The sequence below is a fragment of the Erythrobacter sp. genome, assembly GCF_036351135.1.
Lineage (GTDB): Bacteria > Pseudomonadota > Alphaproteobacteria > Sphingomonadales > Sphingomonadaceae > Erythrobacter.
The window spans coordinates 144,414-169,277 of record NZ_JAZBON010000027.1; the positions used below are offsets into that span (position 1 = coordinate 144,414).

Here is a 24,864-nt window from a genome sequence, read left to right on the forward strand (position 1 = left end):
GCGCCGGTCCGCTAGCGATTTTGCGCCCCTTTGCAAAGCGCCATCGCCGTCCTTGCGCGCGTAATGCCGGGAGGCGGATGCCACCCGGCGGGACGGCCACGGCCTAGAGATCGCGCTATTCGGGTTCGCGGCGTTCGATATTCGGCCGATCGAGCGTCTGCACCGCGCTTCCCCATACTCGCGCGCGGGCCTCCATAAAGGAGGCCAGTATCGGGTGATCGAGCGCTGCATATTTGCTCGGGGTCATGGTCATGAACTCGCTGAATTCGCGGGTGAACTGGGCCTGGTCGTGATATTCCTCGTCCATCGCCTCGGTCCAGCGGGCGCCCTTCTCGAGCATGTAGGTGGCTAGCGTACGCGCGAAGCGCTGACGTCGCATCAGCCGCTTGGGCGTAAAGCCGAAATAGCGGTGACAGACCCGCTCGAGCGTGCGGATGCTCATCGAACAGGCATCGGCAAGATCGCCCACCGCCATGTGCTCACCAGCAACGAGCGCTGTATGGACCCGCACGATCTTGGGTTCGTCGCGGCACGGCTCCATCAGATTTTCGAGCGTCCTGCAGACGAAGTCGAGTTTGTCCTCGCTCGAAATGTCGGGATCGCACAGCGTCGGCGTCATCACGTCGAAGCGCTGGAAGACCGGGTTCGTCGAGCCGTTCCAGACACCGTTTGCATGATTCGCCGCATCGCCATCGAGGAACCGCGCCCAACCGAGCGGGAGCAGGCCGATCCCCCACATCCGCGTTGTGCCGAGCTCGAACTTGCAGGGCAATGAGCTCGGTCCGGTCGCGGTGAAGGGCGCATCCGCGACTTCCAGCTCGCCGATCTTGGCGCGTGGTGTGCTTTTCGTGAAGAAGCGGATGTTCGCCCACTCGGGCTGCAAATAGTCGGTCACGCAATAATCGCCGTCGCAATCGAGCGCGAGTTCGTGGAAGCTCGTAAAACAGCCGTCGAAGCGCGAAGGGGGCGCATAGAAGCGGGTGCGGATCGAATAGCTCGCCGCATCATGAGTGGCCGAATGATCGGCCCATGCGTTCGTACGGTCTCGACTGTTATCGATTCTCACGACCCCCTTGTCGGCAAACAGCCTGCCGCAAATGACGCCTTTTTACAAGCGGATTGGCGCGTCGATACAAGTCGGCCGCGAACGCTTGCTTCCGCCGATGGGGGCGAGGGGGAGGCGCGGTGCGCGCCACCCCTTCAGTTACGGCGACCCGGCGCTCAGGCCGGCAGCGCCCCGAATCAGGTCCGGGGCAGGCCCAGCCGCTTTATGCAGGAAGCGCCTGTTTCGCCTGCGCGATGATCGTCTTGAACGCCGCTTCCTCGTTCATCGCGAGATCAGCCATCACCTTGCGGTCCAACTCGATCCCGGCAAGCTTCACGCCATGCATGAACTGCGAATAGGTGAGGCCTTCGGCACGGACCGCGGCGTTGATGCGCTGGATCCAGAGCGCGCGGAAGCTGCGCTTTTTCACCTTGCGATCGCGATAGGCGTACTGGCCGGCCTTTTCGACCGCCTGGCGCGCGACGCGGATGGTGTTCTTGCGGCGACCGCGATAGCCCTTGGCCTGGTCGAGCAGCCGCTTGTGTTTTTGGCGCGTGGTCACGCCGCGTTTGATGCGAGGCATATCTGTATATCCTTCTCTTCGTTCAGGGGGCGGTAGCCCCTCGAATCAATCCAACCCGTAGGGCGCCCACTTCTTGACGGTCTTCGCATCGCAATCGGCGAGGACGGTGGTGCCGCGGTTCTGGCGGATATACTTCGCATTGTGGCTGATCAGGCGGTGGCGCTTTCCGGCGACACCGTGCTTGACCTTGCCGTTGGCGGTGATCTTAAAGCGTTTCTTCACACCGCTCTTGGTCTTCAGCTTGGGCATTTTCATCTCCTTTGATCAGAGACACGCATAAACCAGCCCTGGCAGCCCTTGTAGCCAGGCCGGTCGGTTGATTCGTGTCGTCGAAGGACGCGCACATAGGGAGACGCGGCCCTGTAGGCAAGCCATTTGCGCGCGAAGCGGGGGTGCCCAATCCTACAGGATGGAACAGGTGGAACACGGTCCAGGGGCAAAAGCGCCATTGCGTCACTCTCACCTGCAAAAAGCGTCACTCTTAGCCGAAAAGCGACACCTTCGGCTCTCGAAGTGTCACCCAACATGCGGAAAGTGTCACTGTAAGGCACCCGCTTGTGTCGCGCTGGCCATCGCGAAGTGTCACCCTGGGCGGGGCATCTTGTAGGGGTTCGACGATGGGAAAGAGCGCCGCATTGGTAGCCCTTCGCGCCCATGTAGGAAAACGCGCTAACCCGAATAGGCCCGCCGCCCCGTGTCATTTAGCCACTGGGCAAAATCGCCGTTCGCGATCGGCTCGGCGCCTTCCGGCAGGTCGGCGGTCCAGACATAGGCTTGTGCTTCCGTATCGCCATAGCCGTCCCAGCCATCGATCGGGATGGACTGGCGGGTGTAGTCCTCGCCCTCGAACGCATCGACCGCCGCGATATCGACCGCGCTCGCCTCGTGGATGGAGCCGTGGACGATGGTCGAATGCTGCGCGGTCGTGAGGATTAGCGCAGGATACCAGCCGCTCTCAGCCGGAATGGCGAACAGCGCGCCCTGAGTGGTGGCCGGCGCGCCTAAGCCGAGCCCTTGGAGGAAAGGCCAGTCGCCGCCGTCGAGGCCGAGCCCGTCTTGCAGGACGCCGTAGAAGAAGAGGTGCGCAGGCTGGGTCATGAACTCGCTTTACGTCATTGCGAGCCGAAGGCGAAGCAATCCAGAGCGCCTGCGCGAAACCGCTCTGGATTGCCACGGCGACTGCGTCGCCTCGCAATGACGGGGAGGTTAGTCCGAGTGGCGGGTGCCGCGATTGTAAGAGTCCAAAGCAAGAAGTGACAGAAGGACATCCTTGTTCATTTTGCAAACTCAGTGCTGAAGCTTCCTGCCGATAGGTGAGCGGTAAGGTCGTCAGTTGTGAGATCTTCCGAGATAGTGGAGGTTCCATCGAGCCATCTGGTTCGGTAACTATCCAACCACCCCAACCGCTTTTCAATCCCGGTCGTCACCGGGTCATCGGTCAGCTCGACGGTGACACCGCCGAGCTCGTAGTCCTCGCCGAACGTCGAGGCCAGATCATCGGGATCAACCCGCGCGACGCTGGTCGGATCGCTCTCATCGCCGAATGTCACCAGCATCGGATAGGCCGAGCGCTCCCCGAAAGGCGCGATGGGCGGCCATGTGCGCGGCACTTCGACTTCGCCCTCGATCAGCAGGACGTTGTCGAACACGTCTTCCCACGGCTCGCCCTCGATCTCGGGTGCGAGCATCTGCATGACGTTCGTCGCCCAATCGACATTGTCGTCCGATCGCAGCAGCGCATAGAGCGTGCGCCCGCCCGGCAAATCGACCGCAACCGCCTCGCCGCGCGCCCGGCGCATGATTTTCTTCCCGAAGCCGCTCCCCGCCGAGCGGCCCATGCTCTGCCTGACTTCGATCACGCTCGATCCGGTGCGCAGGCCCTCGGGCGTTTCGACCTCCACCGTAAGCCTGTAGCGGTAGTCAGGGGTGCTGTCTTCGGGCGGGCTGCAAGAGGCAAGGATCAACCCTGCGAGCAGCACTCCCAGTCTTGCAATTGCGTGCATCAACCTCGCACCCCTCTGATGGCTTGAACGCTGGCAATCGCACGATTTGCTTGCGAATTGGTTTGCCCCCGGATCGTCGCCCCGGACTTGATCCGGGGTCCCGCTTTCTTAGAGTCGAGATTAGCGGGATCCCGGCTCGGGGGCCGGGATGACGGGGTCGTAGGATCACACCTTCAATTCTTCGCCCACCAGCTCCTCGCTTCGCTCCCACAGCCGCTTCGCCACCGGGCCATCGAGCGCGCGGCGTTCCAGGTCGCTGTCGCCGACCGGGCCGCGGGCGTCGAAGGTGCCGGTGGGGCCGTAATAGCCGCCGCTCTCGGCGCGCGGATCGGCGGCGGCGAGCACGGTGGGCCAGGCGCCGCGCGTCGCGGGCTGCGCGAAGAGCGCGTTGGAGAGCGAGTAGACCGCCTTGAACAGCGGATTGCCAACCTTACTTTGCAGCGCCGTATCGGAATAGCCGGGATGGCAGGCGATCGACTTGATCTTCGAACCCGCCGCTTCGAGCCGTCGATGCAGTTCCATCGCGAACAGCAAATTGGCGAGCTTCGAGCGATTATAGGCGCTATTGGGATCGTAGCTGCGCTCCATCATCAGATCGTCGAAGTCGATCCGGCCGAATTTGTGCATGATGCTGCCCACGGTGACGATGCGCCCCCCGCGCCCGTCGACCTGATCCATCATCAGCGCGGTCCACAGGAAATGGCCGAGATGATTGGTGCCGAGCTGCATCTCGAAGCCGTCCTCGGTTTTCTGTTCGGGCGTCTGCATCACGCCGGCATTGTTGATGAGAGCGTAGATGGCGCCGAAACGGCTCTTGGCCTCATCGGCGGCCGCGCGGATCGAGGCGCTGTCGGCGAGGTCGATCATGAGTAGTTCGCAGCGTCCAGCACCCTGTTCGTCCAGCTCGGAAAGCGCGCGCTTGCCCTTTTCCTCGCTGCGACAGGCGATGACGACATGGCCGTTTCGGCGCGCGAGGATCTTCGCCGCCTCGAATCCTATCCCCGAATTGCTGCCCGTTATGAGGAACGTCTTGCCGCCGAGATCGGGCAGTTCTTCCGGGGTCCAGTCGGTTATCCCGGTGGTCGTCATGTGCGGCACTGCGTGTCCCCGTTTGCTTCGAGCGGATCAGCCCATCGCTTCGAGAACGTCTTCGAGGCGCGCCGGGTCCCCGAGCGCTATGACGCGGCCATCGCTTTCGGAATCGAGCGGGTTGCCCTGCCAGTCGCTCATCGTCCCGCCGGCGCCTTCGACCACGGGCACGAGCGCGGCGAAATCGTGCAGCTTGAGGCCCGCTTCGACGACGATATCGACATGGCCGGAGGCGACGAGGCCGTAATTGTAGCAGTCGCCGCCATAGATGATCTTGCGCTCGGCGACCGATTTGGCGACGCCCATGAAGGCATCGACATCCTCGCCGCCGAACTGGTGCGGCGTGGTGGTGCCGAGCACCGCTTCGCCCATGTCCTTGCAGGTGCGCACCTTGGTTGGCTTGCCGTTGAAGGTCGTACCCTCGCCGATCCGCCCCACCCACCGCTCGCCCGCGATCGGCTGGTCGATCACGCCCAGGACCGGCCAGCCGTCCTGCAGGAGCGCGATTAGCGTGCCGAAGATCGGGCGGCCCGCGATAAAGCTGGTGGTGCCGTCGATCGGATCGAGCACCCATTGCCGGCCCGCGCCTTCGTTGCGCGTGCCGTATTCCTCGCCGATGATGCCGTCCTCGGCGCGCTCGGCCTCGATGAGTGCGCGCATCGCGGCTTCGGCGGCGCGGTCGGCCTCGGTGACGTAGGAGCGGTCGGCCTTGCGTTCCTCGGACCATTCGCCGCGGAAAAGCGGGCGGATGGCGGCGCCCGCCACATCGGCGAGACGGTTGGCGAGAGCGAGGTCGCGGGGGGTCATGCGCTCTCCTCTACCTGGCCCGCCAATATCTGAAAGCCTGATCTTGATGAAGCGCGACATAGGCTTTCGCCTCGGCGCCGTCCCAATCCAACGGCCAGTCACCCGCCATCTCGTCCGCCAGATGCGAGCGGGCGACGAACCAGCCCTGCCCCGGCAGCCCGTCCGACTGGCGCACGACGAGCACTGCCAGCCCCGGTTCGCCACGCGCCCGCCCGTCCTCGTCGATAGCGTCGAGCACCTTGCACAGAGCGCGCATCTTGGGCCGCGTGAAGCGATAGCCGAGATGGGCGAGCACTTCGCCGTAGGTCACCGCGTTGCCCGCCTGCGCGGCCCCGATGAGGATGTCGCGGGTTTCGGCGGGCTCGAACATACTACCGCTATAGCGAGCTCCCGCGAAGGCTGGAGCCTCCCCGCAACTTGGCGCGAAGCCGACGAAGGTCCCCGCCTTCACGGGGACTCGTGCGGTTAGTCGAACAGGCTCGACACGCTGCTCTCATCCGCAATCCGCCTAATCGCCTCGCCGACCAGCGGGGCGATGGTGAGGATGCGCAGCTTGTCGCTTTCTTCCGCCGCTTCGGTCGGACGGATCGAATCGGTGATGACCAGCTCCTTCAGCTGCGAGCCGTCGATCCGCGCCACCGCGCCGCCCGACAGCACGCCGTGGGTGATGTAGGCGGCGACCGACTTGGCGCCGTTCGCGAGCAGCGCGTCGGCGGCGTTGCACAAGGTCCCGCCCGAATCGATGATGTCGTCGATCAGCACGCAATCGCGCCCTTCGACGTCGCCGATGATGTTCATCACCTCGCTCTCGCCCGGCCGGTCGCGGCGCTTGTCGACGATGGCGAGAGGGGCGTTGTCGAGCCGCTTGGCAAGCGCCCGCGCGCGCACCACGCCGCCGACATCGGGGCTGATGACCATCAGATCCTGGTCGCCATAGCGCGCCTGGATGTCCGCGGCCATGACGGGAGCGGCGTAGAGATTGTCGGTCGGGATGTCGAAGAAGCCCTGGATCTGGCCCGCATGCAGGTCGACCGCCAGCACCCGGTCCGCCCCGGCCTCGGTGATGAGGTTGGCAACCAGTTTGGCGGAGATAGGCGTGCGGGGGCCGGGCTTCCTGTCCTGCCGGGCATAGCCGAAGTAGGGCACCACCGCGGTGATCCGCTTGGCCGAGGCGCGCCGCAGCGCGTCGATGCAAATCAGCAGCTCCATGAGGTTGTCGTTCGCCGGAAAGCTCGTCGGCTGGACCAGGAATACGTCCTCGCCGCGCACATTCTCGTTGACCTCGACGAACACTTCCTCGTCAGCGAAGCGGCGCACGCTCGCATCGGTCAGCGGGATCTCGAGATAGGCCGCAATCGCGCGGGCGAGCGGCAGGTTCGAATTGCCGGACATGATCTTCATGGATGCGAATCTCCGGTGAACAGAATTGCGCCCCCCGCCTAGCCGAGGGTCATACAAACGCAACAGAGGCACGAGCCTGTTGTCCGCAGCCTCGCGCACGACGGACGACGTGAGAGGGCCCGCACAAAAGCATTTTCCTACTCGCCGCGCATTTGCCATCCCGTCCGGCACGCCTTGCGCGAGTTCGAAGAAGGAAGGGGACGGCCCGTGAAACGTCTGCTGATGCTATTGGGAACGCTGGCCGTGAGCGCCTGCACCCACACGCCGCCGTTCACCGCCGAGGGCGAGAGGTGCGAGATCGTGCGCTACTCGCTCGAAACCCCGCTGCCGGGCGAACGTCCGATGAGCAGCATCCTGGAAGAGGGCAGGGGCGATATCCTGTTGCTTTCGGGCGGGAGCCAGAACGGCGCGTTCGGGGCGGGCTTTCTCGACGGCTGGCACCGGTCGGGCACGATGCCCGAATTCCGGCTCGTCACCGGGGTCAGCACCGGCGCGCTCCAGGCGACGGGCGTGTTCATCGGGCGGCCAGACCTCACGGTTGCGGGCTATACGATCGAGAGCGAGAGCGATCTGCTCGACGCCTATGTCGAGGGGTCGGACATCGCCGGCGGGCTCAGCCTTGGCGCCGCGCTGACCGCGATCCGGCGCGGCGCGATCTCCGATCTCGTCCCGCTGCGCCGCCGGCTCGATACGCTCTTCACCCCGCAAGTGCTCGAGGCGGTCGCCGCGCGTTACGATCCCAGCGGCTCCGATCCCGATGGCGGCGCCTATCTTCTGGCGGGGGCGACCGACGTCGATCTCGGCCAGGCGGTCGCCTTCGACATGACCGAGCTCGCCTATCGCTATGCCGCCGCGCCCGAAGGCAGCGAGCGGCGGCGCCTCAAGGACTGCTATATCGAGGCCCTAATCGCCTCCTCGGTGGTGCCGCCCGCCGCGCGGCCCGTCTTCATCGACAACCGGATATATATCGACGGCGGCGTGCGCGGCGCCGTGTTCGACGACCGCATCGCCTCCATCCTAGCGGACAATTGGGTGCTGCCACCGCTCGCCCGTGCCGAGCCGGCCCCCCGGCCCCAGCCCGATCCGGACGCCGCGCCGGTTCAGCGCCTGTTGCTCGATCCATTGCCCACGGCGCTGCGCGATCAGCCGAGCTTCTATATTCTGCTTAATTCAACCGGCGAAACCCGCAGCGAATGCGGCAAGGTCGATCCGGCGGATTGCGTGCCCATCACCTCGACTAGCGGCCAGTTGCAGGACTGGGACATCATCAGCCTGGCCTTTCGTACGGTCGATCTGCTGGTGGACCAGGTCGAGCGCCTGTCGATCGACCGCGCTTCCGAGCGCGCGCGGGACCTGCTCGCACGCCGCTTCTTCGCACGGATCAGGGCGGACGAGCTCGACGATCCGGCGCGCCGCTTCGTGATCCCCGATTTCGACGGCGCGCGCACCTGCGTCGAATGGCTCGAGGTGGACATCGCCGACGACGACCCGCTCGAATTCAACCGCCGCTACATGCGCTGCCTGATCGAATATGGCCGCGAGCGAGGGGCCGCGCAGGACTGGGACGCACGGCCGCTCCGGTAACCGCGTCTAGCCGCGATGGCGCGATATGATCTCGGCGAGATCGTCGGGCAGCGGCATCGGTTTGATCGGGCTCACATTCGCCCCGCCGGTATTGCCTACCGGGATCCAGCCCAGCGCGGTCTTGGTCGCGGCGGCGATGATGCGGATGACCTGTCCAGCGACTTCGCGCAGATCGCGTTGCGCCAAGCCCCACCGCAACATCGCGGCATGAACGCGCACATGGTCGCGGGTCGAATACTGGCCGAGGATATGTGCGCGTTCGAGATGCGCAAAGGCCGCTTCGGGGCTGCCCGCATGGGCGGCCCGATCGAGTTCGCCGGTAACATGCGCCGACAGGTTGGACATGGCAATCTCCTCGACGACGAGACTGCCATATCGGTTGCAGATTGCAACCTCTTTCATGTGCGAGGAGCGCTTTACTCCGACCAGCCGTCGCTCACCCCCATGCGGTTCGACCCTGTGCTCGCTTCTGACCCGCCGCGCCTTTCTACCAGCACACGGTGATTATGCATTGCCGGGACGGGTCGGCGCTAGCTGCTGCTCCAATTCCCGATAGTGCCTCGCCATACATCGAAAGGCGCGCCATCGAGCGTCCACCAGACGCGTGCGACGTGCGGGATCAATCGACCTTCGATGCGCCGATAATCTCTGAAAGTGCCTTGCCACTCGCGATCGGTGAACACGCCGTCCTGTTCGGCGGGCCGGATCGCCTGAATGCGCGCGGGTAATCCTTCATCGTCCAAAAACAGATTGAGTTCGGCTTCTACGTATTTGATGCGCGCGCCGATCTGGAAATGGGTATCGGTCACGACCTCCCACCGCAGCGACCGATTACAAAAGATTCCATCGGGGCACCAAGGCAGTTCCGCGAGATAGCGCAGCAATTGCCCCTTCAGCAGATCATCGCCCGCACTTGCGCGAGCGAGCGGGACGAGCCCGAACAGTTTGACCGAACCCGCCGGAATATCGTGGAGCAGTGCGTCGGTAACGCGCACGGCCCCCATCAGCCCGACCCGCGCGACCCAGCGGAACTGACAATCATTCGCAGAGATCCATTGCCGCGCCGTAAAGCGCATCCACTTTTTCGCGCCGACATTTCGCAACGTGCCGGTCTGTCGAAAGTGGCAATGTCCGGCGAACGTCCCCTCTGCGCCGAGCCGTTCAGCCAGCTCGATCACGCGGTCCGGAAGATGCGCAGCAGCCATAACGGACATTCACCCCCGATGCGGTTCGATTCTGTGTTCACCCTTTAGCCAGCGCACGTTTTTCGTTGCGGGTGCGAGGACCGGTGTTCTCGGATCAGCCGTCGCTCATCCCCGATGCGGTTCGATCCGATGTTCGCCCTTCACCCAGCGCACGTTTTTTCTTGCAGGTGCGAGGACCGTTTCACCCGGAGCAACCGTCGCTCATTCCCTATGCGGTTCGATCCGATGTTCGCCCTTCACCCAGCGCACCGTGCCCGACGAGGCACGCATCACCACGCTTTCGGTGGTCATGATAACCGCGCCGGTGGATTTGCGGCGCTTCTTGACGCCGGTCAGCAGCGATCCGTCGGTGACGCCGGTGGCGGCGAAGATGCAGTCGCCTTTGGCGAGATCGTCGAGCTTGTAGATGCGGTCGAGGTCGGTGATGCCCCATTTGCGGGCGCGGGCGCGTTCGTCTTCGTTGCGGAAGACCAACCGCGCGTTGAACTGGCCGCCGACGCAGCGCAGGGCCGCCGCCGCAAGCACGCCTTCGGGCGCGCCGCCCTGGCCCATATACATGTCGATCGAGGTGTCCTGATCGGTCACCGCGATGACCCCGGCGACGTCGCCGTCGCCAATCAGGAACACGCCGCAGCCCAGCTCGCGCAATTCGGCGATCAGCTCGGCATGGCGCGGGCGATCGAGCACGCAGACATTGATCGCAGCGGGTTCGATCCCGCGCGCCGCGGCGACCGCGCGGACATTGTCGGAAGGGCTCATGGCGATGTCGATCACGTCGGCGGGCAGGCCCGGGCCGACCGCGAGCTTGTCCATATAGACATCGGGAGCGTTCAAGAGTCCGCCCTTCTCCGCCGCCGCCAGCACGGCGAGCGCATTGGGGCCCGCCTTGGCGGTGATCGTCGTGCCTTCGAGCGGATCCAGTGCGATGTCGATCTGGGGCGCCTTGCCCCCGTCCGAACCCATGCCGACCTTCTCGCCGATATAAAGCATCGGCGCTTCGTCGCGCTCGCCCTCGCCGATCACTACCGTGCCGTCCATGTAGAGCGTGTCGAAGGCGCGGCGCATCGCCTCGACCGCGGCGGCATCGGCGGCTTTTTCATCGCCTCGCCCGATCAGCTGCGCCGCGGCGACCGCGGCGGCTTCGGTGACGCGGACCATTTCAAGCACCAGCACACGGTCGATCGCATTGTGGTCGGCGGGTTCCTTGGCGGCGAGGATGTCGGTTTCGCCGATATCGACGCTTGCAGGGGAATTGCTCCGGGGGGAATTGTCGCCCGGAGAATTGTTGCCCGGAGAATTGTTGCTTGTGTTCATCCGCAATTCAGTCCTTCTGCTGACGTCGAGCCCCGAACGTTTCCTTTCCGGCCCGGACGCGGTTTTATCGGCCGGGCGCGGTCGGCACAGGGGCGAAGAGGGGAGCGAGTGCTCGTGAACGGTCGATGGCCACCAGCGCGCTTAGCCACGAGGTGACCGGCTTGTCGAGACATCCTTCCGCGAGTGCAGCCTTATCGACTTCGGGACCGCGGCGCCGGATGTTGCGGCAGGCTGGACGACGCGCAGGACGATTCGGCGTATGGGCCGGTTCCGCGATGCTGGCGGCGGGCGCCGGCGCGCAGGAAACGCCACCCGACAACGAGGCGGCCGCCGCGGCGAAACCTTCCGAGCAGGCCCCCGCCCCGCGCGAGCGACAGGTCATCGACCTCACCATCACCGTCCCGCGCGAGGAAGCCGATCGGCTGCTCGTCGAGGATTGCGAGCGCGAGAACGAAGTGGCGAAGATCCGCGGCGAGATCGTCGTGTGCCGGCGGCGCGGCGAGGGATCGGACGGGGTCTGGAACAAGGAGGACTGGGAGGCACGCTACGCCGCGCGCACGCAGGGCGAGCAACCGGTCAATGTCGCGGGTGGCGGCATTTTCCGCGGGCCTGCGACCGTGGGCGGTCTGTGCGTCATTCCGCCATGCCCTGGCGAAGCGGCGCTGCTGATCGATGTCGAGGCCCTGCCCGAAGCGCCGCCAGGCTCCGATGCCGACCGCATCGCCCGCGGCCTTCCGCCCAGCGGCGAGAATGGCGAGCCGACGCCGGAAGAAATCGCCCGCCGCCGCCGCGCCATGGGGCTCGAGGCGCCGGACCCGCCGGGTCAGTAATAGCGCACGCCGCGCCTTTCGCGAGGCTCGCCGTCATAGCGGCGCTGTCCGTCCCCGCACTCGCGCAGACAGAACCGGCGGATGATGACGAGCGGGTCGTCATCGACCTCACGCTTCCCGAAGCGAGCGCACCCGCCGATCCCGACGCCGAGCGCCGTTGCCGCGAGGAAGCCGACGTCGCGCGGATCGCCGGCGAGATCGTGGTCTGCCGTGCACGCGACGATGCCGATAGAAGCGGCTGGGAACAGGAGGCGTTCGAGAAGCGCTATGCCGAAAGCCGCCCCGGCGCGGTCAATCCAGGCGTCGATGGCAGCGGGTTGCAACTGCCGACCGAGGGATCGGTCTTCACCGTCACGGTCACCGCGAAATTCGGCGACCCGCCGCCGGGGCCGCTGATCATCGACCTCGAAGCCCTGCCCGAAGCGCAGCCCGGCTCCGATGCGGATCGCGCCGGTCGCGGATTGCTTCCGGAATAGGGCGGGTTCAGGCCGGAAGAATGGGCAGGACCAGCGGATCGCCGGTCAGGCTGTCCGAACCCTCGAGCAGTTCGAGCGCGCGGGCAATATGCGCCTCGGGCCCTTCATGCGTCACCATGGCGACCAGCACTTCGCCGCCATCATGCATGCGCCCCTTCTGGATCAGGCTTTCGATCGACACGTCGGCATCGCGCATTGCCGCGGTGATCTCGGCCAGCACGCCCGGCCGATCGCGCACGGTAAAGCGCAGATAGGTGCGCTCGGTACGCCCACCGGCTTGGGCAGGGGGCAGAGCGGCGAGCTGCGCGACCGGCATCGAGAACGGCGCGCCGATATCGCCGCGCTCGAAGCTGCGGGCGATGTCGATGAGGTCGGCAACCACCGCGCTCGCGGTCGGCCCGTCGCCCGCGCCCGCGCCCTGAAACAGCAGACGCCCGGAGAAATTGCCTTCCGCGACCACCGCATTGGTCGGCCCGTCGACGGGGGCGAGCGGATGATCCTTCGCCACCAGGCAAGGGCGAACCCTTTGCAGCAGGCGCGGGCCGTCCGCCTCCTCCTGCACATCGGCCTCCGCGATCAGGCGGATGACGAAGCCCAGCGCATCGGCCTGCGCGATGTCGGCGGCGCGGACCTGGACGATGCCGACCGTGTGGACCGCCGCGAAGTCGATCCGCGCGCCGAACCCGATCGCGGCGAGGATCGCGAGCTTGTGCGCCGCGTCCACCCCTTCGATGTCGAAGGTGGGATCGGCCTCGGCATAGCCCAGTGCCTGCGCCTCGGCGAGCGTCTCGCCAAAATCGGCGCCGGTCTGTTCCATCTCGCTGAGGATGTAATTGCAGGTGCCGTTGAGGATGCCGTACACCCGCGTGAGCGCGTTGGCGCTGGTCCCTTCGCGCAGGCCCTTGACCACCGGGATCCCGCCCGCGACCGCCGCCTCGAACTTGAGCGGCACGCCGGCACCTTCCGCCGCCTCGGCAAGTTCGAGTCCGTGATGCGCGATCATCGCCTTGTTGGCCGTGACCAGCCCTTTGCCGCCCGCAAGCGCCGCGCGCGACAGGGCGAGCGCCGGGCCGTCAGATCCGCCGACCAGCTCGACCACCACGTCGACCTCATCGCGTGCGCCGAGCGCGGTCATGTCGTCCTCCCAGGCGAGCGCGGCGATGTCGACGCCGCGCTGCTTGGTGCGCTCGCGCGCGCTCACCGCGACCACCTCGATAGCGCGTCCGGCCCGCGCGGCGATGAGGTCGCGGTTGGTTTCAAGCAGGCGCATGACGCCGACCCCAACCGTGCCGAGCCCGGCGATCGCGATGCGCAGGGGCTTGGTTTCGGGGGAAGACATATCGGTCAAAGGGGCGCTCCGGTTCGGCGATGCTGCAATGCGGCAGGTTTGCGCCACCGCTGGCCGCGGCTTGGCTCAAGGTCAAGCGCCGAAAGGGTGTGCGCAGGTGGAGCGTCTCTAGCTCGGCGCCTCGGTGATCGCGCGGGTGCAGGGGCCGAGTGCTGTAACCACGAATTCGTAATCCACCTCGGCGAGCCGGCGTGCTTCGGCGTCGCGCGCGAGATTGGTGTTGGAAGGCAGGCTCGGCGGCAGCGCGCAGGCCAGGCGATACCAGCGCAAACTCTCCGGCCGCGGCGGGCGGGCGGCGGAATCGATGATCTCGCCCCACGACACGCCCCAGACCGGCTCCTGCCCCGGACGGCGCAGCACCGTGATCGAAACCGGCGAGCGGTCGGCGGTGGTGAGGAAGACCTGCGTCTCCGATTCGCCCGCCAGCGTGCCGCGCACCGCCAGCGCGTCGCCCACGCCGGTGACCGCCGGCGGCGCGTCGCGCGCGGCGAGCGCCTGCAGCAGCGGGGTAACCCGCGCCTCGAGCGCCGGGCTGTAATCGAGCTGCGCTCCCTTGCCGGTCAACTGGACGAAGCCGGGGCGGCCCGGCACGCGGTCGGCGAAGAGCAGCACTTCGCGGTTCTTGAGCTTGGGCGCCTTGCCGCGCGCGTTCAGCGGCAGGTCGACGAGATAGGCGAGCGATTCGCCCAGCGCCGCCTCGCCCGAAAGCAGCGCCTGCGTGCGCGCCTCTATATAAAGCCGCACGTGCCCCGGCGCGAGGCCGGGTGCGCGCTCGGGTTCGACCGCCACGGAATCGCGAATCTGCGCGCGGATGACCATGTCGCTGCGATCGGCAAGGGTCGCGAGGTCGGCGAAGGTCGCGGTGCCGCCCGCATCCATGGCTCCACTGCCCCCTTCTGGGACAGGTTGCTGGGCAGCCGCCGGCATGCCGGGAAGCGCGATCGCCGCCGCGAGCGCAAGGCTGACGGTCAGCCCCTTGAAACCACTGCCTAATTTTTCGTTAACGCGCGTCATGGTCGTCAATTCCCGTGTCGCGAAATTGCGATTGGTTCGCCTAGACCACATTGGAAGGGCAGGCCAGTGAATCGGCCCTGAACCGATAAAGCGTTTGATTGCCTAGGTATTGACCGTTAAAGCCCGTCGGGATTGCGCCGGTGTTTGGGGACAGGACCGGCGCGGCACTTCGCGTTGATGCACCCCCTTCCCAAAAGAGAAAGGGCGGCGCGGCGACGCGGACGATCGGACCGATCTTCGAGGTGAGCGCTCACTGGGTTGACGAGCGTTGCCGGGGAAAGACCGGATGTCCGTTCGGCAGATCAGGATTCTGGGAGTTACTGCCCGGGTCCGGCTTCGGCGAGGAGCTATCGCGCGACGGGTGCGCGATGGCCGTTTCCACGTCGGAAGGCGGCCCGATGCGGTTGGAATTTGCGCCGGGTTCGCCCGGCCGGGAATATGGAGAGAAAGCGACTGGATGGCCTACGCTGACCAACAAATGGGTGGGAGCAAGATAACTTCCATCATCATCGTTGTGATTATCCATGTGGCCCTTGGATATCTGCTCATCTCCGGCCTTGCCATTTCGGCGGTCAAGCAGGTGGTCGAGCGGGTGACGACGGTGGACATCGAAGAGCCCGAACCCCCCGAGGAAGAGCCGGAACCGCCGCCCGAGCAGCCGCCGCAGGAAACCGCACCGCCACCGCCGGTCGCGCCGCCGCCGCCGATTTCGATCGCTCCGGCACCTCCACCGATTCGGACCCAGCCCACGATCCCGCCGCCCGCGCCGCCGGCATTGACCATTCCGCCGCCCGCACCGGTCGCGCCGCCCGCGCCGCCGCCGCCGCCGCCGCCTTCGCAGGCGCGTGGGGCGTCCACCCGCAACGAGGGCAGCTGGGCCCGTCGGATCCAGGAAAACTATCCCTCGCGCGCTCTTCGCGAAGAGACCGAAGGCACCGTCGGCGTCCGGGTGACGGTCACCCCCGACGGCCGTGCGACTGGATGTCGCGTCACGGCTTCGAGTGGATCGAGCATTCTCGACGAGGCGGCTTGCCGCGGCATGGAGCGGTATGCCCGTTTCAATCCTGCGCTCAACGCCGCCGGAAACCCGACAAGCGGCTCCTACTCGACCCGGATCACCTATCGACTGAACTGACGAATATGCGGAAGGCCGGGGCTTTCGCCTGAGCCGGCCTTCCGGGGACGAAATCACAAGAAGGACTTTGCGAAAATGAACCTTTATACTCTTGCAGCAGTGGCAACCGAGACCGAAGCTCCGGTGAACGAATTCGGTTTCTGGAAGGCCATGGAAGAGGGCGGACCCGTCGCCTGGTCGATCCTCGCCGTCATGGTCATCATGTCGGTCGGCTCGTTCTACATCCTGTTCACGAAATATTTCGAGCAGAACAAGGTGATGCGCCAGTACAAGGGCGTGCGTCAGTCGTTTTGGCGCGCGTCGAGCCTCAAGGAAGGCGCGACCAAGCTGGAGAAGAACAGCGCCTGGCGCCAGCTCGCCGACGATGCGGTGACCGCGCAGGAGCATCACACCAAGATGCACGGCGCCGGTGACGAGATCCACTTCGTCGAAGAAGAGCTCGCCCACTCGCAGAACACCATCAACCAGTCGCTTTCGGGCGGTCTGTCCTTCCTCGCGTCGGTCGGCGCGACCGCGCCCTTCATCGGCCTGCTCGGCACGGTGATCGGGATCTACCGCGCGCTGATCAATATCGGAATCGAGGGTTCGGCTTCGATCGACAAGGTCGCAGGGCCGGTCGGCGAGGCGCTGATCATGACCGCGATCGGACTGCTGGTGGCCGTGCCTGCGGTGCTCGCGTTCAACTGGCTGCAGTCGCGCAACCGCCGCATCGATGCACTGATGACCGATTTCTCGAACTCGATCGTCGCCTATATCGGCTCGAACGGTACCATCAAGCCGTCGCTGACCTCGGCTTCGACCACCGCCACGTCGGCGGGTGCGAAGGGCAAGCCTGCAAGTGCGGCCAAGCCCGCCGGTACCACTGGCAATCCGGCGACCACCGCCGGCGGCGCAACCGCGTCGATGAAGAAGTAAGCAGCGGCAAAGCGGGCGGGGACGGCGCGCGGCAATAGGCGCCGCTCCGCCAGCCCCCGCCTGCCCTGCCGCTCGGCGCAGACAAGACGAACTTTCCGGCGCGGGCCGCCACGGGCGGCCCCTCGCGGAGCAACAAGGAATACACCATGGCGATTTCGATGGGAGGCGGGGACACCCCGATGTCCGACATCAACACCACGCCGCTCGTGGACGTGATGCTCGTTCTCCTGATCATCTTCCTCATCGCGGTTCCGGTGGCGATCCAGACGATCGAACGGCTCGAGATTCCCGTTTTCGAATCGGTCGAATCGCAGAACAAGGTCGAGAATCTGCAGATCACCGTCAGCACCACCGACGCCGACGGCCGCCGCGCCGGCGAGCCCGGCTTTCAGGGCGCGGCGCGCAGCGGCGAATGCATGGTCTACTGGAACAATATCGTGCCGGTGTCCTCGGAAAAGCTGTTCAACGACGCGTTCGAACGGCTCGACGCCATCGTCCAGCGCGCCGGTGGCCCCGAAGCGATCATGGAAGATCCCGAGGCGATCCCGCAGGTTCACATTCGCGGCGACGTCAACGCCCCGTGGCGCTGCGTCGCGGGAACGATCTACCAGGTGCAGTCCGCGGGCTATCCCACGGTCGGCTTCATCTCGAACCCGGTCGAACCGGGCGTCTGATCGACCTGATCACATCAAGGAGTAACTGACATGGGCATGGCCGGAGGCAAACTCGACGGCGAACCGATGATGGACATGAACATGACGCCGCTGATCGACGTCCTGCTCGTGCTGCTCATCATGTTTATCATCACCATTCCGGTGGCAACGCATTCGGTCGACATCGACCTGCCGCAGGGCAACCCGCCTCCGCAGGACATCGAGATCGATCCGATCAAGAACAAGCTGATCCTCACCGCGAGCGATCAGATCCTGTGGAACGGCGAGACCATCGATCAGGGACAGCTGGTGACCCTGCTCGCCGACACCACCCGCATCGATCCCGAGCCCGAGCTGCAATTCGAGCCAGAAGCGCTGGCAAGCTACGACCTGTCGGCCAAGGTGCTGCAGATCATCAAGATCTCGGGCGTCAGCAAGTTCGGCTTCGTCGGCAACGAGAAATATCGCGAGTTCGATTCCGGCACCTGACCGGGGTGATTTTCGCTCAAGCAAAAAGGCGCCGCGGGAAACCGCGGCGCCTTTTTTTGTTTTGCATAGCCCCATCCGAGGCTGCGTCTTCAGTGCTGTTCCCTCCAAGCCCGGGGTCCGGGGCACCTGCGGGCGCGCGGTCGCGCTTGCGGTCGTTTCACGACCGAAGCGGCTAGTGCGAAGGTGCCAGCTTCATTCCTCGCTCAGTCTCGGCCAGCGTTCGAACCACCGTTTGGAGCGAATGCGCGCTTCGTAGATCGCTCGCTTCTCGTCCCGAAAACGGCCTGCGGGGCGGACGGTGAGAGTGAACAAATCATCCAGCCCGAATGAGCTTGCGATAATGCACTCGTCGTCTCCAACCCGCCTTGCCGCAACAGCCGTCGCCGTCTCCGGCCAGAACCGCATCGCATCGACAGCGCTGCTATAGGGTCGATCACCATTGCGTTGGTGCATCCGCGCCTGGTTCTTAACCGACCACCGGACCGCCGGGTCGACTGCTCTGAGTTCCTTCTCAATATCCCGATCGACTTTCTCGTCGCAATTTGCGGCGTTAAACCAGATCACGTCGACATCGTCCGAGAAAGGCTGCGGTGGTCGGTCGTGTCGAGCGTCCCAGACCGCATTGCGGACAAAGCCCGCCGCGATCCAGCAATCCGGTAGCGACAATTGCGCCACGATTGCGAGCAGCCGCCAGCGATGCACATCGGCGCGGAGGATGGCTTCGACACGTTCGGCGTGGGGCTGACGGACCGTCAAACTCAATCCCCCTCCAGCAGCTCACCCTCGCCCGGATCGATCCGCATCGCTTCGCCTGCGAGGCTTTCCGCCTCCAGCAGCAGCTCGTCATCCGCCGCGCCGGAAGGGGTGTTTTCGCGCCCGATCAGCACCATGATCGGCACCGCCAGCGGGCTCACGCGCTCCAGTTCGACATGGCGAAGCGTATCCGTCGCCTCGTCCAACAGGCGCGAGAGGCGGCCGATATCGGTCATGCGCGTCTTCGCATCGGCCCAGGCGGCTTCGAGGAGTACGTGGTTGGGCTCGTATTTGCGCAGGACGTCGTAGATGAGGTCGGTCGAAAAGGTCACTTGCTTGCCGGTCTTGCGCTTGCCCGGCTGCTGGCGTTCGACCAGACCGCCGATCACCGCAACCTCCCGAAAGGCGCGGCGCAGCAGATGCGAGCTTTGCACCCATTCGACGAATTCGTCCGAAAGGATATCGGGGGAAAGCATCGGCGCAGGATCGTCGAGCGGCTTCAAGGACCAAACCGCAAGGCAATAATCGTTGGCGTTGAAGCCCAACGGCTGGAGCCCGCGATCCTCCATCCGTTTGGTCACCAGCATGCCGAGCGACTGGTTCGCATTCCAGCCGATGAAGGTGTAGAACACCGCGTAATGCCGCTTCTGGTGCGGGAAGGTTTCGACTAGAACGTCGTCGGGTCCGGGCAGCACGCTGCGATAATCCTGCACTTCGAGCCATTCGCGCACATCGTCGGGAAAGCGCGCCCAGCCCGCGCGATCGACCAGCATCTCGCGCACGCGGTGCGCCAGATGCGTGGTCAGCGGCATCCGCGCGCCGCCATAGGAGGGGATCATCGCCGCCTTCTTCGACGCGCGCACGATCACGTCCATGTCCTGCACCTTGACCACTTCGAGGCTGGTGCCCGCGAAGAAGAAGGTGTCGCCGGGGGAAAGCTGCGCGGCAAACCGTTCCTCGACCTTGCCAAGCGAACGCCCGCCGCGGCCCCCGCCGCTCGCGATGCGCACGGTCAGGAACTCGCCGTCGATGATGATGCCCGCATTGATCCGGTGCCTGGCCGCCTGTTGTGGATGGGCGAGGCGCCAGGTGCCGTCCTTGTCGCGCGTGATGCGCTTGAACTTGTCGTAGGCGCGCAGCGCGTAGCCGCCGTTCTCGACGAAGGCGAGGACGCGCCCGAACACTTCCTCGTCGACCCAGCTATAGGGCAATGAGGTGCGGATCTCGGCCAGCATCTGGTCTTCGCGGAAGGGTGCGGCGCACACGCAGGCCATGATATGCTGCGCCAGCACGTCGAGCATTCCGGGGTGGAACTCCTCGCCGTCGCGCTTGCCTTCGTCGACCGCTTCCTTGGCCGCCGTCGCCTCGAGGAATTCGAAGCGGTTGCCGGGCACGAGCAGCGCGCGGCTGGGTTCGTCGAGACGGTGATTGGCACGACCGATGCGCTGGAGCAGGCGCGAGGACCCCTTGGGCGCACCCATCTGGACGACGCAGTCGATGTCGCCCCAGTCGACGCCGAGATCGAGGCTGGCGGTCGCGACCAGTGCGCGCAGTTCGCCGCGGGCCATCGCGCTTTCGACGCGGCGCCGCGCCTCGACGCTGAGCGATCCGTGATGGACCCCGACCGGCAGGTGGTCCTCGTTCGCTTCCCACAGGTGCTGGAACAGATATTCGGCGAGGAACCGCGTATTGGCGAAGATCAGCGTGGTGCGATTGCGCTTCACCTCCTCGTAAAGCTGCGGGATCGCCCAGGTCGCGGCATGCCCGCCCCAAGGGACGCGGGCCTCCTCGGGCAGGAGAATTTCGACATCGGGCGGCGCCCCCGGTTCGCCCAGCACCAGGTCGGCGGCGCGGATCTCGCCTTGCGCCTCGGGCGGCTGGGGGGCGAGCCATTCGCGAAAGGCCTCCGGGTTGGCGAGCGTCGCCGAGAGCGCGACCCGCTGGCAACCGGGCGCCAGCGCGTGGAGGCGGGAAAGGGCGAGCGCCAGCAGGTCGCCGCGCTTGCCGGTGGCGAAGGCGTGGATCTCGTCGATCACCACGCGCCGCAACCCTTTGAACAACGTCAGGCTGTCGGGATAGGACAGCAGCAGCGAAAGGCTTTCGGGCGTGGTCAGCAAGACATGCGGCGGCTTTTCGCGCTGGCGCTTCTTGCGGTCCGAAGGCGTGTCGCCGCTCCTCGCCTCGACCCGAATGGGCAGGCCGATCTCCTCCACCGGGGTCAGCAGGTTGCGCCGCACGTCATGTGCCAGCGCCTTCAGAGGCGAAACATAGAGTGTGTGCAGGCCGTCCTCCGGCAGCTCGCCAGCGGAGGGCGCGAAGTCGCAGAGGGTGGGCAAAAAACCGGCAAGTGTCTTGCCCGCCCCGGTATCGGCCACGAGCAGCGCGTCGCGGCCCTTGCGCGCTTTTTCGAGCATTTCGAGCTGGTGGCGCCGGATGCGCCAGCCGCGCGCATCGAACCAGCCCTCGATCTCGGGCGGAACGGCGGTTTCGCCTTGGGATCGAAGGGCTTGCGAGCTCACAGCAACCTAAGTGGCGATCCGCCGCGCTGCCCGCAAGCGTCCGCCTACCCCTCGAAAGTGCTCATATCCTCCAACTCGTCCGCGGGTGGAAGGATCGCATCTTCGAGTTCACCAGATGCGATGCCGGTCAGCTCGCTGATCCGCGCGCGCTCGGCCGCGGTCAGATCAACATAGCTCTTCTCCGCCGGCAGATCGGCCATGATCTCGATCATCCGGCCCTCCATGTTGCCCAGTTGCCCGAGCATGGCCGGGAGCGCCTGCATGCTTGCCGACATGACCTGTGGATCGGCCATCAGCTTCATGTTCTCCTGCGCGTAGACCTGGCCCGTCGGGGTCGCGAAGAAGGTAGCGATGTCAGCCAGCTGGCCGGTGTCGAAGCGCACCGCATAGGCTTTGGCCAGCCCGTCGCGGAACAGCGGCTCGACGATGACGGCGGCCTCGCTCATGATATCGCGCAGGATGGTCTGCATCGCCGATCCGCGCTCGGCAAAGGCGGGGTCGAGCAGAGTTGCGAGTTCGAGTTTCTCCTCGGCGCTAAGCGCGTCCATATCGATCTCGGAGCCTGCGAGCCGCGTGCCAATCACCAGCGACGCGCCGGTTTCGCCCGACATCATGCCCATCATCGGGCCGAGCATGCCGTCCATCATTTCGGTCATCATCTCGGCATAGAAGCCCGCGGGCATCATCGTTGTGACCAGCGCGGTGGCGGCGGGGAGGCGCGCCTCCTCCTCGGCGCTCAGCGGTTCGGCCTGGAACAAGCCCGACAGCGCGCCCATCACCTCGCCCATCGCAGCCTGTGCGGGATCGGCGGTGTGGTCGCCATCCATATCCTGATCCGCCTGCGCCGAAACCGGCGATGCGGCCAGCAAGCCAGCGGCAGCGGCACCTGCCAACACAGTGCGTTTGATCATAATCCTACCCTTCCCTCATCCACACGTTCAATGTCCCACGCTCTCGCCGCGCTCCAGCCCGGACAATGCCAATTGTTCGTCGATCTGCGCGATCAAGCGTTCGAGCCCCTCCTCGCTGTCGCTTTCCGCGCGCGCGACCAGCACGTCCTGCGTGTTCGAAGCGCGCAGCAGCCACCAGCCATCCGCGGTGTTGACGCGCACGCCGTCGGTCGCGTTGACCTCCTCGACGCCCGGCCCCGGATTGCCCGTCAGCCGCTCGGTCACCTCGGCGATCGCCGGGAACTTGCGCGCCTCGTCCACCTGAAAGCGCATTTCGGGCGTGTTCACCATGGCGGGCATTTCGGAGCGCAATTGCGTCACCGACTTGCCCAGCCGCGCGGCGGCGGCAATCAGGCGGACGCCGGCATAGAGCGCATCGTCATAGCCGTAATAGCTATCGGCGAAGAAAACGTGGCCGCTCATCTCGCCGGCGAGCGGCGCGCCCGTTTCCTTCATCTTGGACTTGATGAGCGAATGGCCGGTCTTCCACATCAACGGCGTGCCGCCATGCTTCGCGACGTGATCGAACAGCGCGCGGCTGGCCTTGACGTCGGCGATGATGGTGGGGGCCTCGGATTGATCGGATCGGGATCGGAGCAGATCCTCGGCATAGATCATCAGCAGCTGATCGCCCCAGATGACGCGGCCCTCGCCGTCGATCGCGCCGATCCGGTCGCCGTCGCCGTCGAAAGCCACTCCGAAATCGAGCTTCTTTTCATCGACAAGCGCGCGCAGATCGGCGAGATTTGCCTCGACGGTGGGGTCTGGATGGTGATTGGGAAAATGTCCGTCGACTTCGGTGAAAAGCACGTGATGCTCGCCCGGCAGGCGCGCCGTCAACGCCTCGAGCGCGGGGCCCGCGGCGCCGTTGCCCGCATCCCAGCCGACCTTAATGGAGGAGAGCGCTTGGGCATCGACACCGGCGAGGCCTTCGAGCAGGCGCTCGACATACTCGCTCATGATGTCGCGCTCGGCGACGCTTCCCGCCCCGTCGGTCCACTCGCCCGCGTCGGCGATCCGGCCGAGCTTTTGGATGTCGTCGCCGAAGAACGGACGGCCCCGAAATACCATCTTGAAGCCGTTGTAATTGGGGGGGTTGTGGCTGCCGGTTATCTGAATGCCGCCATGAACCTCTTCGGATGACGCCTCGGCGTAATAGAGCATCGGTGTCGCCGACAGGCCGATGCGCAACACGTCGCAGCCGCTGGAATTGAGCCCTTCGACCAGCGCATGTTCCAGCATCGGTGAGCTTACCCGCCCGTCATAGCCGACCGCGACGCACGGGGTCGCCGCGCCGGTCCCCTGCGCATTCATATCGCGCACCAGCATGCTGCCAAAACTGCGCCCGATCGCACGGGCATCGTCGGCGCCGAGTGTTTCCCCGATGATGCCGCGAATGTCGTATTCACGAAGCACGGTGGGATCGAAGCTGTGGGACATAGCGGGCGGTTCCTCCTGGCGCGCGGGCCGATAGACGGCCTTTATCGGATCAACGCGCCGCGCACGCAATGGTGTCAGTCGTGCGGTTTTTCCTGATCGGGGTCGGGCACGGGGTCGACGCGAACGTCGGACGGGCCCTCCGCCGATTCGCCGGCCTCGCCCGAAGGCTTTGGCGCGGGCGGCAGTTCCGTCAGCAACAGGTCGCGCGCCGCGTTGGCTTCGTGGACCGCATCCGCCGTGCCCCCGCGATCGGGATGCACCGCGGCCACCCGCGCGCGGTGCGCGGCAAGGATGTCCTGACGGGTGGCGACGCGCCGCACGCCCAGCAGCTTGCGCGCCTCGCGCAGCCGGTCGCTGCGCGTGCTCGGCCCGCTCAGCATCTGCCATGGCCATTTGCCCAGCGCCCAACGCCAGAGCACACAGACCATCAGCAGGATGACCGCGATCTTAAGCACGATCAGGCAACCTTCAGCTCGCCTTGCGGGCGGGCGAAGTCGGGCAGCTTGAGCGCCTTGACGAGGCCGCGCAATTCCTGCCGCGCGACCAGATGGCTGGTGCCGAGGCCGCCCAGATGCCCCTTGTCGAGCAGGGTCAGCCCAGAGGGAAAGAGCTCGCGGAAGATGACGCGTTCGGACAAGCCATGCGCGACGCGAAAGCCGACCCGCTTCGACATCTCGGTCAGCGCCTTTTCGATCCGCGCCATGTTGCGCGCCTCGGTATAGCCGGTGCGGTTGCGCACGACGATCCAGTCCATTTCGGGGCGCTTGTGCTCGATCGTCGCCTTGCTGCGGCGGATGCGCGCCTCCCATACAAGTTCGGCGAAGAAGGAGAGCTTTTTAACCTTGAAGCTCTCAGCATCGACCTGTCCGATAAGGTCGAAATCGACGAAGCTGTCGTTCATCGGCGTGACGAGCGTGTCCGCATTCTCGACCGCGCAGCGCGCCAGCGGATCGTCGCGGCCCGGATTGTCGATGATGAGCACGTCGCAACCCTGTTCCAGCTTTTCGATCCGGATCAGCAGCGCCTGTTCGTTGCCTCCCTTGAACACCTCGCAAGCCGGCGTCGGCAGATCGAGCCCGCGCCGCTGCATCGTGTGATAGCGGTTTTCCATGTAGCGGTGCGCGGTGCGCTGGCGCGGGTCGAGATCGAGCATCGTCACCCGCGCGCCGAGATAGGCGAGCGCTACGCCGACATGCACCGCCGTCGTCGACTTGCCCGTCCCGCCCTTCTCGTTGGCGAAGACGATGCGGTGGACGTGCCGACTGGGAGCGGGGGAGGCCATTGCGGGGTTGCGATCCTTCTTATGCGGCG

General features: G+C 65.6%; 28 protein-coding genes. 7 read left to right on the top strand and 21 right to left on the bottom strand.

Annotated elements, in window-relative coordinates:
- Positions 1-115: 115 nt before the first annotated feature.
- The 9 genes from V2I30_RS10285 to V2I30_RS10325 all read right to left on the bottom strand — a co-directional run bounded on the left by V2I30_RS10285 (position 116) and on the right by V2I30_RS10325 (position 6,928).
- Positions 116-1,066 (bottom strand): helix-turn-helix domain-containing protein, encoded by a 951-nt coding sequence (locus V2I30_RS10285; protein ID WP_330662067.1) that lies wholly within the window; start codon positions 1,064-1,066, stop codon positions 116-118.
- A 202-nt stretch (positions 1,067-1,268) separates the two neighbouring features.
- The gene (gene rplT, locus V2I30_RS10290; protein WP_330662068.1) at positions 1,269-1,628 is read right to left on the bottom strand and encodes a 50S ribosomal protein L20; all 360 of its coding nucleotides are present in this window, start codon (positions 1,626-1,628) and stop codon (positions 1,269-1,271) included.
- 45 nt (positions 1,629-1,673) lie between these two features.
- A complete protein-coding gene (gene rpmI, locus V2I30_RS10295) occupies positions 1,674-1,877 on the bottom strand; it encodes a 50S ribosomal protein L35 (protein ID WP_330662069.1) in 204 nt (67 codons plus the stop codon).
- A gap of 420 nt (positions 1,878-2,297) precedes the next feature.
- Entirely contained in the window at positions 2,298-2,726 is a 429-nt protein-coding gene (locus V2I30_RS10300) for a gamma-glutamylcyclotransferase family protein (RefSeq protein ID WP_330662070.1), read from the bottom strand.
- Positions 2,727-2,902: 176 nt separating this feature from the next.
- Positions 2,903-3,631, bottom strand: coding sequence for a hypothetical protein (locus tag V2I30_RS10305; protein ID WP_330662071.1), 729 nt, complete (start codon positions 3,629-3,631; stop codon positions 2,903-2,905).
- 165 nt (positions 3,632-3,796) lie between these two features.
- Positions 3,797-4,720 carry an oxidoreductase gene (locus tag V2I30_RS10310; protein WP_330662072.1) on the bottom strand — a complete coding sequence of 308 codons (924 nt, stop codon included), beginning with the start codon at positions 4,718-4,720 and terminating at the stop codon, positions 3,797-3,799.
- 36 nt (positions 4,721-4,756) lie between these two features.
- Positions 4,757-5,527, bottom strand: a complete 771-nt coding sequence (locus V2I30_RS10315) for an inositol monophosphatase family protein (protein WP_330662073.1) — start codon at positions 5,525-5,527, stop codon at positions 4,757-4,759.
- A gap of 10 nt (positions 5,528-5,537) precedes the next feature.
- The gene (locus V2I30_RS10320; protein WP_330662074.1) at positions 5,538-5,897 is read right to left on the bottom strand and encodes a ribose-phosphate pyrophosphokinase; all 360 of its coding nucleotides are present in this window, start codon (positions 5,895-5,897) and stop codon (positions 5,538-5,540) included.
- A 95-nt stretch (positions 5,898-5,992) separates the two neighbouring features.
- Positions 5,993-6,928: a ribose-phosphate pyrophosphokinase gene (locus V2I30_RS10325; protein WP_330662075.1), complete on the bottom strand. Its 936-nt coding sequence runs from the start codon at positions 6,926-6,928 to the stop codon at positions 5,993-5,995.
- Between the two features lie 207 nt (positions 6,929-7,135).
- Here V2I30_RS10325 and V2I30_RS10330 point away from each other — a divergent pair, with 207 nt between their 5' ends.
- A complete protein-coding gene (locus V2I30_RS10330) occupies positions 7,136-8,512 on the top strand; it encodes a patatin-like phospholipase family protein (protein WP_330662076.1) in 1,377 nt (458 codons plus the stop codon).
- A gap of 6 nt (positions 8,513-8,518) precedes the next feature.
- Here the strand turns inward: V2I30_RS10330 and V2I30_RS10335 are convergent, their stop codons facing one another.
- From V2I30_RS10335 to glpX, 3 genes are all read right to left on the bottom strand, one after another.
- A complete protein-coding gene (locus tag V2I30_RS10335; RefSeq protein ID WP_330662077.1) occupies positions 8,519-8,914 on the bottom strand; it encodes a DUF3703 domain-containing protein in 396 nt (131 codons plus the stop codon).
- Between the two features lie 128 nt (positions 8,915-9,042).
- On the bottom strand, positions 9,043-9,726 hold the full coding sequence (locus tag V2I30_RS10340; protein ID WP_330662078.1) for a DUF6544 family protein: 684 nt from the start codon (positions 9,724-9,726) through the stop codon (positions 9,043-9,045).
- A 192-nt stretch (positions 9,727-9,918) separates the two neighbouring features.
- Positions 9,919-11,031, bottom strand: a complete 1,113-nt coding sequence (gene glpX, locus V2I30_RS10345) for a class II fructose-bisphosphatase (protein WP_330662079.1) — start codon at positions 11,029-11,031, stop codon at positions 9,919-9,921.
- Positions 11,032-11,306: 275 nt separating this feature from the next.
- Here glpX and V2I30_RS10350 point away from each other — a divergent pair, with 275 nt between their 5' ends.
- Positions 11,307-11,861: a hypothetical protein gene (locus V2I30_RS10350; protein WP_330662080.1), complete on the top strand. Its 555-nt coding sequence runs from the start codon at positions 11,307-11,309 to the stop codon at positions 11,859-11,861.
- On the opposite strand, the gene V2I30_RS10355 is transcribed toward V2I30_RS10350, so the two are convergent.
- Complete coding sequence (locus V2I30_RS10355; RefSeq protein ID WP_330662081.1) at positions 11,855-12,184, bottom strand: hypothetical protein; 330 nt, start codon at positions 12,182-12,184, stop codon at positions 11,855-11,857. The genes V2I30_RS10350 and V2I30_RS10355 overlap by 7 nt on opposite strands.
- Here V2I30_RS10355 and V2I30_RS10360 point away from each other — a divergent pair.
- Positions 12,179-12,337: a hypothetical protein gene (locus V2I30_RS10360; protein WP_330662082.1), complete on the top strand. Its 159-nt coding sequence runs from the start codon at positions 12,179-12,181 to the stop codon at positions 12,335-12,337. The genes V2I30_RS10355 and V2I30_RS10360 overlap by 6 nt on opposite strands.
- 7 nt (positions 12,338-12,344) lie before the next feature.
- Here the strand turns inward: V2I30_RS10360 and V2I30_RS10365 are convergent, their stop codons facing one another.
- Entirely contained in the window at positions 12,345-13,676 is a 1,332-nt protein-coding gene (locus V2I30_RS10365) for a homoserine dehydrogenase (RefSeq protein ID WP_330662361.1), read from the bottom strand.
- A gap of 117 nt (positions 13,677-13,793) precedes the next feature.
- Positions 13,794-14,699: a hypothetical protein gene (locus tag V2I30_RS10370; RefSeq protein ID WP_330662083.1), complete on the bottom strand. Its 906-nt coding sequence runs from the start codon at positions 14,697-14,699 to the stop codon at positions 13,794-13,796.
- Between the two features lie 457 nt (positions 14,700-15,156).
- Between V2I30_RS10370 and V2I30_RS10375 the strand changes: the two genes are divergently transcribed.
- From V2I30_RS10375 to V2I30_RS10390, 4 genes are all read left to right on the top strand, one after another.
- Positions 15,157-15,834 carry an energy transducer TonB gene (locus V2I30_RS10375; protein WP_330662084.1) on the top strand — a complete coding sequence of 226 codons (678 nt, stop codon included), beginning with the start codon at positions 15,157-15,159 and terminating at the stop codon, positions 15,832-15,834.
- Between the two features lie 75 nt (positions 15,835-15,909).
- Positions 15,910-16,749 (top strand): MotA/TolQ/ExbB proton channel family protein, encoded by an 840-nt coding sequence (locus V2I30_RS10380; RefSeq protein ID WP_330662085.1) that lies wholly within the window; start codon positions 15,910-15,912, stop codon positions 16,747-16,749.
- 146 nt (positions 16,750-16,895) lie between these two features.
- On the top strand, positions 16,896-17,423 hold the full coding sequence (locus V2I30_RS10385) for an ExbD/TolR family protein (protein ID WP_330662086.1): 528 nt from the start codon (positions 16,896-16,898) through the stop codon (positions 17,421-17,423).
- Positions 17,424-17,453: 30 nt separating this feature from the next.
- Positions 17,454-17,891, top strand: coding sequence for an ExbD/TolR family protein (locus V2I30_RS10390; protein ID WP_330662087.1), 438 nt, complete (start codon positions 17,454-17,456; stop codon positions 17,889-17,891).
- A 192-nt stretch (positions 17,892-18,083) separates the two neighbouring features.
- Here V2I30_RS10390 and V2I30_RS10395 read toward each other — a convergent pair whose 3' ends face one another.
- The 6 genes from V2I30_RS10395 to V2I30_RS10420 all read right to left on the bottom strand — a co-directional run bounded on the left by V2I30_RS10395 (position 18,084) and on the right by V2I30_RS10420 (position 24,835).
- Positions 18,084-18,647 carry a nucleotidyltransferase family protein gene (locus tag V2I30_RS10395; RefSeq protein ID WP_330662088.1) on the bottom strand — a complete coding sequence of 188 codons (564 nt, stop codon included), beginning with the start codon at positions 18,645-18,647 and terminating at the stop codon, positions 18,084-18,086.
- A 2-nt stretch (positions 18,648-18,649) separates the two neighbouring features.
- Positions 18,650-21,163 (bottom strand): ligase-associated DNA damage response DEXH box helicase, encoded by a 2,514-nt coding sequence (locus V2I30_RS10400; RefSeq protein WP_330662089.1) that lies wholly within the window; start codon positions 21,161-21,163, stop codon positions 18,650-18,652.
- A 44-nt stretch (positions 21,164-21,207) separates the two neighbouring features.
- Complete coding sequence (locus V2I30_RS10405; protein WP_330662090.1) at positions 21,208-22,074, bottom strand: DUF2059 domain-containing protein; 867 nt, start codon at positions 22,072-22,074, stop codon at positions 21,208-21,210.
- 27 nt (positions 22,075-22,101) lie between these two features.
- Positions 22,102-23,553, bottom strand: coding sequence for a phosphoglucomutase/phosphomannomutase PgmG (gene pgmG / locus V2I30_RS10410; protein WP_330662091.1), 1,452 nt, complete (start codon positions 23,551-23,553; stop codon positions 22,102-22,104).
- Between the two features lie 74 nt (positions 23,554-23,627).
- Positions 23,628-24,008 (bottom strand): molecular chaperone DnaJ, encoded by a 381-nt coding sequence (locus V2I30_RS10415; RefSeq protein WP_330662092.1) that lies wholly within the window; start codon positions 24,006-24,008, stop codon positions 23,628-23,630.
- Between the two features lie 2 nt (positions 24,009-24,010).
- Positions 24,011-24,835, bottom strand: a complete 825-nt coding sequence (locus V2I30_RS10420; RefSeq protein ID WP_330662093.1) for a division plane positioning ATPase MipZ — start codon at positions 24,833-24,835, stop codon at positions 24,011-24,013.
- Between the last annotated feature and the right edge of the window lie 29 nt (positions 24,836-24,864).

What these genes read in the sequence shown, in the direction of transcription:
- V2I30_RS10370 (WP_330662083.1), bottom strand. Translation starts at nt 14,699, where the DNA reads ATGACGCGCGTTAACGAAAAATTAGGCAGTGGTTTCAAGGGGCTGACC.
- V2I30_RS10380 (WP_330662085.1), top strand. Translation starts at nt 15,910, where the DNA reads ATGAACCTTTATACTCTTGCAGCAGTGGCAACCGAGACCGAAGCTCCG.
- V2I30_RS10375 (WP_330662084.1), top strand. Translation starts at nt 15,157, where the DNA reads ATGGCCTACGCTGACCAACAAATGGGTGGGAGCAAGATAACTTCCATC.
- V2I30_RS10340 (WP_330662078.1), bottom strand. Translation starts at nt 9,726, where the DNA reads ATGTCCGTTATGGCTGCTGCGCATCTTCCGGACCGCGTGATCGAGCTG.
- V2I30_RS10320 (WP_330662074.1), bottom strand. Translation starts at nt 5,897, where the DNA reads ATGTTCGAGCCCGCCGAAACCCGCGACATCCTCATCGGGGCCGCGCAG.
- V2I30_RS10405 (WP_330662090.1), bottom strand. Translation starts at nt 22,074, where the DNA reads ATGATCAAACGCACTGTGTTGGCAGGTGCCGCTGCCGCTGGCTTGCTG.
- V2I30_RS10310 (WP_330662072.1), bottom strand. Translation starts at nt 4,720, where the DNA reads ATGACGACCACCGGGATAACCGACTGGACCCCGGAAGAACTGCCCGAT.
- V2I30_RS10335 (WP_330662077.1), bottom strand. Translation starts at nt 8,914, where the DNA reads ATGAAAGAGGTTGCAATCTGCAACCGATATGGCAGTCTCGTCGTCGAG.
- V2I30_RS10315 (WP_330662073.1), bottom strand. Translation starts at nt 5,527, where the DNA reads ATGACCCCCCGCGACCTCGCTCTCGCCAACCGTCTCGCCGATGTGGCG.
- rplT (WP_330662068.1), bottom strand. Translation starts at nt 1,628, where the DNA reads ATGCCTCGCATCAAACGCGGCGTGACCACGCGCCAAAAACACAAGCGG.
- rpmI (WP_330662069.1), bottom strand. Translation starts at nt 1,877, where the DNA reads ATGCCCAAGCTGAAGACCAAGAGCGGTGTGAAGAAACGCTTTAAGATC.
- V2I30_RS10365 (WP_330662361.1), bottom strand. Translation starts at nt 13,676, where the DNA reads ATGTCTTCCCCCGAAACCAAGCCCCTGCGCATCGCGATCGCCGGGCTC.
- pgmG (WP_330662091.1), bottom strand. Translation starts at nt 23,553, where the DNA reads ATGTCCCACAGCTTCGATCCCACCGTGCTTCGTGAATACGACATTCGC.
- V2I30_RS10385 (WP_330662086.1), top strand. Translation starts at nt 16,896, where the DNA reads ATGGCGATTTCGATGGGAGGCGGGGACACCCCGATGTCCGACATCAAC.
- V2I30_RS10325 (WP_330662075.1), bottom strand. Translation starts at nt 6,928, where the DNA reads ATGAAGATCATGTCCGGCAATTCGAACCTGCCGCTCGCCCGCGCGATT.
- V2I30_RS10300 (WP_330662070.1), bottom strand. Translation starts at nt 2,726, where the DNA reads ATGACCCAGCCTGCGCACCTCTTCTTCTACGGCGTCCTGCAAGACGGG.
- glpX (WP_330662079.1), bottom strand. Translation starts at nt 11,031, where the DNA reads ATGAACACAAGCAACAATTCTCCGGGCAACAATTCTCCGGGCGACAAT.
- V2I30_RS10305 (WP_330662071.1), bottom strand. Translation starts at nt 3,631, where the DNA reads ATGCACGCAATTGCAAGACTGGGAGTGCTGCTCGCAGGGTTGATCCTT.
- V2I30_RS10420 (WP_330662093.1), bottom strand. Translation starts at nt 24,835, where the DNA reads ATGGCCTCCCCCGCTCCCAGTCGGCACGTCCACCGCATCGTCTTCGCC.
- V2I30_RS10390 (WP_330662087.1), top strand. Translation starts at nt 17,454, where the DNA reads ATGGGCATGGCCGGAGGCAAACTCGACGGCGAACCGATGATGGACATG.
- V2I30_RS10350 (WP_330662080.1), top strand. Translation starts at nt 11,307, where the DNA reads ATGCTGGCGGCGGGCGCCGGCGCGCAGGAAACGCCACCCGACAACGAG.